This window comes from Streptomyces sp. B1866, assembly GCF_031932565.1.
In the GTDB taxonomy this organism is placed as follows: Bacteria; Actinomycetota; Actinomycetes; order Streptomycetales; family Streptomycetaceae; genus Streptomyces.
The window spans coordinates 1-10,663 of record NZ_JAVSCF010000223.1 but is presented as its reverse complement, the minus strand read 5'-3'; the positions used below and the strand labels follow the sequence as shown (position 1 = coordinate 10,663).

Below are 10,663 nucleotides of genomic sequence, written 5' to 3'. Positions count from 1 at the left end.
GGCCGTGCCGGCGGGGCCGGCCTCCGGCTCGCCGGGCCCGCCCCGCGGCTGCCGGCCGTCCGCGGGCCCGTCGGGCGTGTCGGGCCGCGCGGCCCGCTGCTCCGGGGTCTCCAGGCCGAAGACGAGCGCGGTCACGAACCGCTCGCCGCCCCCGTCGACCGCCTGCCCGGCGTTGTAGCGGGCGAGCCCCTGCTCCATGGCCTTCACGCCGCCGACCAGGCTGCGCCGGTGGTAGGCCGCCTCCCGGAAGGCGGTCAGGACGGCCGCCCCGGCGCCGAGCGTGCGCGTCCCCTTGCCCTGCACGTCGCCGATGAGCACCCGGGTCCCGTACGGCGTGCCCACCACCTCGTAGATGTCGCCGCCGATCAGCGCCTCCCGCTGGGCGGCGACGTAGAAGCCGTCGACGACCAGGTCGTCGCTGTGCAGCGGCAGCGGGCGCAGCAGGGCGTGCTGCGCCGCCTCCGCGGTGGCGCGCACCCGGTCCAGCAGGTCGTCCCGGTCGCGCAGCAGCCGCGCGACGACAATGCTGGTGATCACCATCAGGCCGTTGCCGAACACCGCGGCGACCCGGTTGACCAGGAGGAAGTCGCCGGGCAGCGCGCCGTGGGCGACGGCCATGAAGGTGAAGTCGAGCGCGCCGAGCACGACGGTCTGGCGGTAGGTGCACAGGACGGCACCGGCCATCGGGGCGACGGCGGAGTACACGTCCAGGCGGAAGGCGCGCGGGGTGGCGACGTCCAGGGTGACGGCCGCCGCGAGGTAGACGAGCAGCAGCACGAAGCTGCCGCCCGTCCAGGCGCGCGTGCGCTCCCTCCACGGCACCCGGGAACCTCCGCGTTCCGTATCGGGACAGGGCCGCTCTCAGCGTCGCACGGCGCCTGACCGGCGGCCACCGGAAGGCCGCCGGGCAGGCGCGGTACGGGCGCGCGGTCAGCCGATCGCGCGGATCAGCTCGCCGTCCGGGGTGTCGCCGCTGAGCTCCCAGAAGAACGTGCCGCCCAGGCCCTGCCGCCGGGCGTAGGCGGTCTTCCCGGCGACGGTGGCGGGCGTGTCGTAGCTCCACCACTGGCTGCCGCAGTGGGCGTACGCCGTGCCGCCCGCCGTGCCGCCCGCCGTGCCGCCCGCCGGGCACCTGGCCTTGAGCACCTTGTAGTCCTCGATGCCCGCCTCGTACGTGCCCGGGGCCGGGCCGGTGGCCGCGCCGCCCGGCTCCGCGCGGGTCACGCCGGTCCAGCCGCGCCCGTAGAAGCCGAGGCCCAGCAGCAGCTTCTCCGGCGGGATGCCCAGGCCGGTGAGCTTGCCGACCGCGGCGTCGGTGGTGAACTCCTGGCGCGGGATGCCGGGGTAGGACACGAGCGGGGAGTGCGGGGCGGTGGGGCCCTTGGCGTCCCAGGCGCCGAAGAAGTCGTAGGTCATCGGGTTGTACCAGTCGACGTACCGGGCCGCGCCCGCGTAGTCGGCGGCGTCGATCTTGCCGCCCGGGGAGGCGTCCGCGGTGATGGCCGCGGTCACCAGGCTCCGCTCGCCGAACCGGGCGCGCAGCGCGGCCATCAGCGCCGGGAAGGCGGCGCGGCCGCTGGCGTCGCAGGTGTTGCCGCAGGCGTTCGGGTACTCCCAGTCGATGTCGATGCCGTCGAAGACGTCCGCCCAGCGCGGGTCCTCCACCAGCGCGTGGCAGGACGCGGCGAAGGCGGCCGGGTCGCGGGCGGCCTCGGCGAAGCCGGCCGACCAGGTCCAGCCGCCGAAGGACCACAGGACCTTCAGGCCCGGGTGCAGCCGCTTGAGCTTGCGCAGCTGGTGGAAGCTGCCGCGCAGCGCCCCGGCGTCCCAGGTGTCGGCCACGCCGTCGACGCTGCCCGCCGCGTCGTACGCCCTGTCGTAGTCGGCGTAGGCGTCGCCGACGGCGCACCGGCCGCCGGTGACGTTGCCGAAGGCGTAGTTGATGTGCGTGAGGCGGGCGGCCGAGCCGGAGGTCTCGATGTTCTTCACGTGGTAGCCGCGCTGGTAGACGCCCCACTCGGCGAAGTAGCCGACGACCCTGCCGCCCGCGGCGGCCCGCTGCGGGGGCCGGGCGCCGTCCGCCGCGGCGGGGGAGGCGGCGAGCAGGGCGGCGGTCAGGACGGCGGCGCACACGGCGGCGAGCGCGGTGAGCGGGGCGCGTGGTCTGTGCATGGCGGTCTCCTCGGGGAGGTGGGGGGCGGGTCCCGTGGGGGGAGCCGGTCGCGCCGCGGGTGTCGCGTCCACGGTGGCGACGTCCACGACCGACGGTAAGAGGACTAGACCAATGCGTCAATGGCCTGGACCAATTTCCCGGGGTCCCGGCACCGCGGCGGCGGGCCGGGCCGGGCGCGGCGCGGCAGAGGCGGGAAAGCCCCGCGCCGCCGGTGACGCGGGCCCGCCGAGCGGGCATACTCCAACCGCCGCGACCGCAGGTCACCCCCGCCGCGACCCGGTGGGACCGCCGCGCGCGGCACGACCCGCGGGGCCGCCTCCACCGAAGGGCGGCGCCCGCCGACCGTCCCGACAGGGAAGGAGAGCGGCCCATGACCGACGGCCCGACGCCGGTGGAACGCCGGCTGCCCACCCAGGAGGCCCGCGACCTGCTCGCCCTGGTCCGCGAGCTGGCCGCCCGGGAGATCAGGCCGCGCGCCGCCGAAGAGGAGGCGGCCGGCCGCTTCCCGCGCGAGCTGTTCGCCCTGCTGTCCCGCTCCGGGCTGCTGGGCCTGCCGTACGGGGAGGAGTTCGGCGGCGGCGAGCAGCCGTACGAGGTCTACCTCCAGGCCGTGGAGGAGCTGGCCGCGGCCCGGCTCACCGTCGGCGTCGGCGTCAGCGTCCACTCCCTCGCCTGCCACGCCCTGGCCGCCTACGGGGACAAGGAGCAGTGCGCCGAGCACCTGCCCGCCATGCTGGGCGGCGGCCTGCTGGGCGCCTACTGCCTGTCGGAGCCCTCCGCCGGCTCCGACGCCGCGGCGATGACCACCCGCGCCACCCGCGACGGCGGCACCTGGACCCTGCACGGCACCAAGGCGTGGACCACCCACGGCGGCGTCGCCGACTTCTACACCGTCCTGGCCCGTACCGGCCCGCACCGCACCCGCGGCGTCACCGCCTTCCTGGTGCCCGGCGACGCCCCGGGCCTGTCCGCGGCCGCCCCCGAGCGCAAGATGGGCCTGACCGGCTCGCCCACCGCCCAGGTGCGCTTCGACGGCGTCACCGTGCCCGACGCCCGCCGCGTCGGCGAGGAGGGCCAGGGCTTCGCCATCGCGCTGTCCGCCCTGGACGCGGGCCGGCTGGGCATCGCGGCCTGCGCGGTCGGCCTCGCGCAGGCCGCGCTCGACGAGGCGGCGGCGTACGTGACGCAGCGCCGCCAGTTCGGCCGCCCGGTCGCCGACTTCCAGGGCCTGCGGTTCCTGCTCGCCGACATGGCCACCCAGATCGAGGCCGGCCGCGCGCTGTACCTGGCGGCCGCGCGGCGGCGGGACGCGGGCGAGCCGTTCGGCAGCCAGGCGGCGATGGCCAAGCTGTTCTGCACCGACGCCGCCATGCGGGTGACCACCGACGCCGTCCAGCTGCTGGGCGGATACGGCTACACGGCCGACTTCCCCGTCGAGCGCTACCTGCGCGAGGCCAAGGTGCTGCAGATCGTGGAGGGCACCAACCAGATCCAGCGCGTGGTCGTCGCCCGCCACCTCCTCGGCCCCGAGAGCCGCTGACCGCCAGGGCGCCCCGGCGGCCCCGGGCACGCCGGGGCCGCCGGGGTCACCGCGCGGCGTGGACGCGGAAGCCCCGCCCCGTCTTCCGCCCCAGATGCCCGGCTGCGACCAGGTGCTCCAGCGAGGGCGCGGGGGCCAGCGACGGCTCCCGGAAGGTGTCGTGCAGGGTGCGCTGGATCTGGAGCGACACGTCCAGGCCCACCACGTCCAGCAGGGCCAGCGGCCCCATCGGGTAGCCCAGGCCGCGGACCATCACCGCGTCCACGTCGTCCGCCGCGACCGACTGCCCCCCGACCAGGCCCACGGCCCGGTTCAGGTAGGGGAACAGCAGGGCGTTGACGATGAAGCCCGCCCGGTCGAAGCAGCCCACCGGGCTCTTGCCCAGCGCCCGCGCCGCGGCGTACGCCGTGCCCACCGCGTCGTCGGACGTCAGGGCCGTACGCACCACCTCCACCAGCCGCATCACCGGCGCCGGGTTGAAGAAGTGCAGGCCCACCACGTCGCCCGGCCGGCCCGAGGCCGTCGCGCACTCCACGACCGGCAGGCTGGAGGTCGACGTGGCCAGCACCGCGCCCGGCCGGCACACCGCGCCCAGCCGCGCGAACAGCTCCCGCTTGACGCCCAGGTCCTCCGCGACCGCCTCGATCACCAGGTCGCTGCCGCCCAGCGCCTCCGGCTGCGCCGCGCCGGTCAGCCGGGCCAGGGCGGCCTCCCTGTCCTCCGCCGTCAGCCTGCCGCGCTTCACCCCCCGGGACAGCGACCGCTCGACCGCGCCCAGCGCCTCCTTCGCCCGCGCCTCGGTACGGGCCACCAGCACCGTCGTCAGCCCGGCCCGCGCGCACACCTCGGCGATGCCCGCGCCCATCGTGCCCGAGCCGACCACGCCGACGGCGCCGACCGGGCGCCGCGGAAGGCCCGCGCCGGGCTGCCCGGCGGCACCGGCCGCGGGCCCGGCGTCCCGGCGGCCGTCCTGGTAGTCGTAGAAGCCGCGGCCGGACTTGCGGCCCAGCAGCCCGGCCGCCACGTAGTGGGACAGCAGCGGCGCCGGGGCGTAGTCCCGCTCGCCGGTCCGCTCGTACAGCGCCTGGAGCGTGTCGCGCGCCACGTCCAGACCGATGGCGTCGAGGTGCGCCAGCGGCCCGGACGGCAGCCCGCAGCCCAGCCGCATGGCGGTGTCGATGTCGTCGCGGGACGCGTAGCCCTGTTCGTACATCGTCACCGCGCTGTTGAGGTACGCCAGGGTCAGCGCGCCGCCGACGAACCCCGGCCGGTCGTGCACGGCCACCGGGGCCAGGCCCAGGCCGCCGGCCAGCGCCAGCACGGCCTCGCGCACCGGCGCGTCGGTCAGCGGCGTGCCCGCCACCTCGACCGCGCCCGCCGGTCCGGACGGGAACAGGTGCAGGCCCACGGTGCGCGTCGGCGCGCCGATCAGCGACGCCAGGCGGGCCACCGCGTACCCGGTCGTGGTGGTCGCGAACACCGTGTCCGCGCCGCACGCCGCGACCGCCGCGCCGAGCACCTCGGCCTTGGCCGCCGCCCGCTCCGGCACCGCCTCGATGACCAGGTCCGCGTCCGCCGCGTCCGCCGGCCGCGTCGTCCACCGCACGGCGCCGCCGTCCGCCGGGCCGCGGTCCCCGGCGCCGTCCGGCCCGTCGCCGTCCGCGGTGCGGGAGCCCAGGCCCGCCACGCGGGCTCGGGCCCGCTCCAGCCGGTCCTCGTCCGCCTCCACGGCGGTCACCCGCAGCCCGTGGCGGGCCAGCAGGCCCACCCACAGGGAGCCGACCGCGCCGACCCCGATCACCGCGACGTGCGCGAAGCGCTCTGCCATGCCGAATGAGTCCTTTCCGAAGCGGCTCGGCGGGCGCTCGCTCGCGCGGGTCCCGGCCGGCGGCGGACCGCCCGGAAGGCCCCGGCGTCCGCCCGCCCGCGCGCCCGCGCCCGGGCGCGCCCGCCGCCGCCCGGACCCGGTCGCCGCTCAGGGCCGGTCGCGCTCAGGGGCGGCCGGAGCCGCCCGAACCGTCCCAGCGCACCAGCGCCGTGCCCACCGACATGCCGCCGCCGAAACCGGCCAGCAGCAGCAGGTCGCCGTCCTCGAACGCCCCCGCGCGGCGGCCGCTGTCCAGGGCCAGCGGGATCGACGCCGCGCTGGTGTTGGCGTGCTCGTCCACCGTCAGGTGCAGCCGCGCCCGGGGCAGCCCGAGCGCGGGGAAGGTGTCGCGCAGCATCACGCCGTTGGCCTGGTGCGGGATGAAGTGGTCGACGCCGGACGGGTCCACGCCGTGCGCGTCCAGCACCTCCCGCACGGCGCGCGGCAGTTCCTCGGCGACGAACTCGCTGACCGCCCGCCCCTTCATCTGGAAGAAGTGCCGGCCCGCCGCCACGGTCTTCTCCGAGGCCGGCGCGCGGCTGCCGCCCGCCTCCACGTAGATCAGGTCGTGCCGGTCGCCGTGGCTGGCCAGCCGCGAGCCGACCAGGCCCCGGTCCGGGCCCACCGGGCCGAGCACGACCGCGCCCGCGCCGTCGCCGAACAGCACGGCCGTGCGCCGGTCGGACGGGTCGATGATGCGCGAGTACACGTCGGCGCCGATGACGAGCGCGTACCCGGGCCCGACGGGGGAACCGGGCCCGGGCACGCGGCTGGGGGACAGCAGCCTGGCCGCCGCCTCCAGGGCGAACACGAAACCGCTGCACACGGAGTTGACGTCGAAGGCCGCCGCCCGGTGCGCGCCGATGCGGTGCTGCACCAGGCAGGCGGTGGCCGGCTGCGGGTGGTCGGGCGTGGAGGTGGCGACGACGATCCACGCCACCTCGTGCGCGCCGATCCCCGCGTCGCGCAGCGCGGCCTCGGCCGCCGCCACCGCGAGGTCCGAGGTGGCCTCGTCCTCGGCGGCGTACCGGCGGCTGCGGATACCGGTCTTGCGCACGATCCACTCGTCGGTCACGCCCGCCCGCTCCGCGACCAGGCTGTTGCTGACCGTCTCCGCCGGCAGATACGAGCCGGTCCCCAGCACACCGATACCCATGTCGGCCCCCCGCTCCAGCACCTGACGCACGGTCATTTCTTGTCGACTATGGACGCGTCGCCGCGCCCGTAGAAGGCCTGCATCTGATCGACCAGACCGTCCTCGTTGACCCGGATGACCATGACGATGTTCACCTTGATCATCTTGTTTTCGGGGTTTTCCGGCGGCTCGGGCGGAAGTAGCCCGGTCTGTGCCATCGCGGGCCCCGCCAGCGGCAGGTAATTGAACGTCGACACCATGGGCACCGCCGCCCACCGGCCGTCCCTGGAGGCGACGGGAGTGGCGGCGTCCTCGTAGGCGCCGGAGAAGATGGCGGCGGCGGCGCGCTGGCTCAGCGCCTCCAGTCCGTACTGCTTCCCGTTACCTACCGGATCCTCGAAGGAGCAGTCCTCTGCGTACAGTTTCAGAAGACCGTCGACATCACCTTCGTTGATCTTGTGACAGTGTTCGAGAATCAGTCGCTTCGCCGTCTCTTCGTCGGGCATGTGTTCTCCGGTGGCTTTTACGGTGCGGCGGGTGGGTGCGGGGGGCCGGGGTGTTCTCGCGCGGCTCAGGCAGGCTGCACGGTCACCGGCAGGGACTTCACGCCGAAGAAGTTCTGCTCGTAGAACTCCAGATTGGCGTCGCGGTTGAGCCGCACATCCGAGAAGCGGTCGAAGAGAAGGTTCAGGGCGACCTTCCCCTCCAGCCGGGCCAGCGGCGCTCCGATGCAGAAGTGAATTCCCTTGCCGAACGCCAGGTGCGCGTTGGGTGAACGGTGGATGTCAAACACGTCCGGGTTCGCGAACTGGCGCTCGTCCCGGTTCGCCGAGGCCAGCCACGGAATCACCACCGAACGCTCCGGGATCGTCACGCCGGAGATCTCCACATCCCGCGTCGTGTACCGCCCGGTGATGGTGAACGGCGGCCGGTAGCGCATGACCTCCTCGACCGCGGCCGGGATCAGCGACCGGTCCGCGCGCAGCTCCCGGGCCGCCTGCGGGTACTCGTCGAAGCACAGGATCGAACTGCTCAGCATCATCGTCGTGGTGATGTGCCCCGCGATCAGCAGCAGCCGCGCGAAGTTCACCGCCTCCGCGCTGGAGATCGGCTCACCCTCCAGCTCGCTGGCGACCATCTTGCTGAGCAGGTCGTCGCCCGGCTCGTCGCGCCGCTCCTCCAGCTGCCCTTCGAGGTAGTAGTCCATTTCCTCGATCGCCGTCCGCAGCCGGTCGTACGTCTCCGGGTCGTCCACCCCGGCGATCTTCGCGGCGATGATGCGGTCCGCCCAGTGCCGGAAGATCGGCCGGTCCTCCACCGGCACGCCCAGCAGCTCGGCGATCACGATCACCGGCAGCGGGTGCGTCAGCTGGTGCACCAGGTCCAGCTCGGTCGCGTCCCCGGCCTCCTCCAGCAGCTGCCGGCCGATCTCCAGAATGCGCGGCTCCAGCTCGGCCACCGTACGCGGCGTGAACACCCGGCTGACCTGGCGGCGCAGGTGGTGGTGTTCCGGCGGGTCGATCTGCGCCAGGTCCCCCTTGGCGACCTGCGCCGCCCGCGGCGAGATGGGCGTCGGATCGGACGAGAAGTCGGCGTACGAGGACAGTACGTGCTGAACGTCCGAATAACGGAAGACGTACCAGCTTCCGTTGCTTCCCTGAACGACCGGGCATTCCTCGCGCATCTGGCGCAGCCACTCGAACAGCGCCGCTCCGCCGTCGGCGGCCGAAGGGGGGGTCAGGGAAATGGTCTGCTCGGCCATGAAAGCTCCTAGCGGGCCACAAGGTGCTGTGGACACGGCGGGGGACGGTAGGAATCAGTGGGGGTGCCGATGGAGCGGTTGCTGACGCCAGGAAACCGTAGCGGCACGGCCTCTCGCCGGGCATCCCCAGAAGCCCTGTAGGGGGCGACCGGGGAGGCGTAGGGGTGCCCGGCGGGCCGACTAGGGGTGGAAGGGCGTAAAGACCCGGTGGACACGGGTGGGCCCGGCCTGTTGAGATCGAGAGAACATGACCCAGCCTGACATGAAGTTCGCCACTTCGGAACCCGCTTGCGGCAGGATACGTGCCGACGGCATGATGCCCGTGAAACGGCCCGCACGCGATGCCGGAAGCGAAATCGGGCGAAGCTCACTCAGGCCCGCAAGGCGCACGGTCGGTTCACGTTATAGTTCTGCTTTTCTCGAACTATTCGTAGATCTCTACGTCTGAACTCTACGTATTCTCGGGGAGCTCTGGAGATAGTGTTGGCGGACAAGAAGGCTCGCGAGATCCCGGCGCCTGCGACTCCTGGCGAGCCGGCCGGCCAGAACGACCCGATCGCCGTCGTCGGAGTGTCCTGCCGCCTCCCCGGGGCACCGGACCCGTCGGCCTTCTGGGACCTGCTGCGCGACAGCCGCGAGGCCGTCGGCGACCTCCCCGCGGGCCGCTGGGGCGGCGACGGCGGCACCGACGGCGAGACCGGCCCGACCGGCGCCGCCCGGCCGGTGCGCGGCGGCTTCCTGGACCTGGACGCGATCGAGCGGTTCGACGCCGGATTCTTCGGCATAGCCCCCCGCGAGGCCGCGCTGATGGACCCCCAGCAGCGCCTCATGCTGGAGCTGAGCTGGGAGGCCCTGGAGGACGCGCGCATCGTCCCCGACGACCTCGCCGAGGCCCGCTCCGGCGTCTTCCTCGGCGTCATCGCCGACGACTACGCGGCCCTGGCCGCCCAGCACGGCGTGCACGCGGCCGGTCCGCACTCCATGACCGGCCTGCACCGCAGCATCATCGCCAACCGCATCTCCTACGTCCTCGGCCTGCGCGGCCCCAGCCTCACCGTCGACGCCGGCCAGTCCTCCTCGCTGGTCTCCGTACACCTCGCCTGCGAGAGCCTGCGCACCGGCGAGTCCACCGTGGCGCTCGCCGGCGGCGTCAACCTCAACCTCATCCCCGAGACGACCGACCGCATCGCCCGGTTCGGCGCCCTGTCGCCCGACGGCCGCTGCTACACCTTCGACGCCCGCGCCAACGGCTACGTCCGCGGCGAGGGCGGCGCCGTCGTCGTCCTCAAGCGGCTCTCCCGCGCCCTCGCCGACGGCGACCCCGTCCGCTGCGTGCTGCTCGGCTCGGCCGTCAACAACGACGGCGGCGGCGACACCCTCACCGCCCCCCACCAGCTCGCCCAGGAGGAAGTGCTGCGCCTGGCCCACGAGCGGGCCGGCGTCGACCCCGCCGACGTGCAGTACGTCGAACTGCACGGCACCGGCACCAAGGTCGGCGACCCGATCGAGGCCGCCTCCCTCGGCGCCGTCATCGGCCACGCCCGCCAGGCCGACGCCCCGCTCGCGGTCGGCTCGGTGAAGACCAACGTGGGCCACCTGGAAGGCGCCGCGGGCATCACCGGACTGCTCAAGGTCGTCCTCAGCGTCCAGCACCGCGAACTGCCCGCCAGCCTCAACTACGCCACCCCCAACCCGGACATCCCGCTCGACGCGCTCAACCTGCGGGTCCAGGACGCCACCGGCACCTGGCCGCACCAGGACCGGCCCCTGCTGGCGGGCGTCTCCGNGTCCAGCACCGCGAACTGCCCGCCAGCCTCAACTACGCCACCCCCAACCCGGACATCCCGCTCGACGCGCTCAACCTGCGGGTCCAGGACGCCACCGGCACCTGGCCGCACCAGGACCGGCCCCTGCTGGCGGGCGTCTCCGCCTTCGGCATGGGCGGCACCAACTGCCACGTCGTCGTCTCGGAGTGGCAGGGCACCCAGGACGCGGCGTCGTCGCACCCCGAGCGCGACGACGCCGCCCCGGCCCCGCTGGCCGGCGCGCCCGTGTTGCCGTGGCCGGTCTCCGGCCGGGGCCGCGACGGGCTGCGCGCCCAGGCCGCGCGGCTCGCCGCGTACACCGAGGAGCGCGACGACCTCTCCCTCGCCGATGTGGGGTGGTCGTTGGCGTCGTCGCGTGCG

Annotated in this window: 6 protein-coding genes and 2 pseudogenes; 2 read left to right on the top strand and 6 right to left on the bottom strand. The window is 74.5% G+C overall.

The genetic code is table 11. From position 1 onward, the window contains the following. Window positions 1-822 (bottom strand): annotated as a pseudogene (locus tag RKE29_RS23490) (hypothetical protein); the annotation flags it as partial. Window positions 823-930: 108 nt separating this feature from the next. Beyond that, entirely contained in the window at window positions 931-2,172 is a 1,242-nt protein-coding gene (locus tag RKE29_RS23485; protein ID WP_312007576.1) for a glycoside hydrolase family 18 protein, read from the bottom strand. 371 nt (window positions 2,173-2,543) lie between these two features. On the opposite strand from RKE29_RS23485, the gene RKE29_RS23480 reads away from it, so the two are divergent. Continuing rightward, window positions 2,544-3,713 carry an acyl-CoA dehydrogenase family protein gene (locus RKE29_RS23480; protein WP_312007574.1) on the top strand — a complete coding sequence of 390 codons (1,170 nt, stop codon included), beginning with the start codon at window positions 2,544-2,546 and terminating at the stop codon, window positions 3,711-3,713. 46 nt (window positions 3,714-3,759) lie between these two features. Here RKE29_RS23480 and RKE29_RS23475 read toward each other — a convergent pair whose 3' ends face one another. The 4 genes from RKE29_RS23475 to RKE29_RS23460 all read right to left on the bottom strand — a co-directional run bounded on the left by RKE29_RS23475 (window position 3,760) and on the right by RKE29_RS23460 (window position 8,477). Then, complete coding sequence (locus RKE29_RS23475) at window positions 3,760-5,541, bottom strand: 3-hydroxyacyl-CoA dehydrogenase NAD-binding domain-containing protein (protein WP_312007573.1); 1,782 nt, start codon at window positions 5,539-5,541, stop codon at window positions 3,760-3,762. 163 nt (window positions 5,542-5,704) lie between these two features. Further along, the gene (locus tag RKE29_RS23470) at window positions 5,705-6,772 is read right to left on the bottom strand and encodes a beta-ketoacyl-ACP synthase 3 (protein WP_312007572.1); all 1,068 of its coding nucleotides are present in this window, start codon (window positions 6,770-6,772) and stop codon (window positions 5,705-5,707) included. After that, window positions 6,769-7,221, bottom strand: coding sequence for a nuclear transport factor 2 family protein (locus RKE29_RS23465; protein ID WP_312007571.1), 453 nt, complete (start codon window positions 7,219-7,221; stop codon window positions 6,769-6,771). Before RKE29_RS23465 ends, RKE29_RS23470 begins: the two co-directional genes overlap by 4 nt. Before the next feature lie 65 nt (window positions 7,222-7,286). Continuing rightward, the gene (locus RKE29_RS23460; RefSeq protein ID WP_312007570.1) at window positions 7,287-8,477 is read right to left on the bottom strand and encodes a cytochrome P450; all 1,191 of its coding nucleotides are present in this window, start codon (window positions 8,475-8,477) and stop codon (window positions 7,287-7,289) included. A 507-nt stretch (window positions 8,478-8,984) separates the two neighbouring features. On the opposite strand from RKE29_RS23460, the pseudogene RKE29_RS23455 reads away from it, so the two are divergent. After that, window positions 8,985-10,663, top strand: a pseudogene (locus RKE29_RS23455) (beta-ketoacyl synthase N-terminal-like domain-containing protein); the annotation flags it as partial.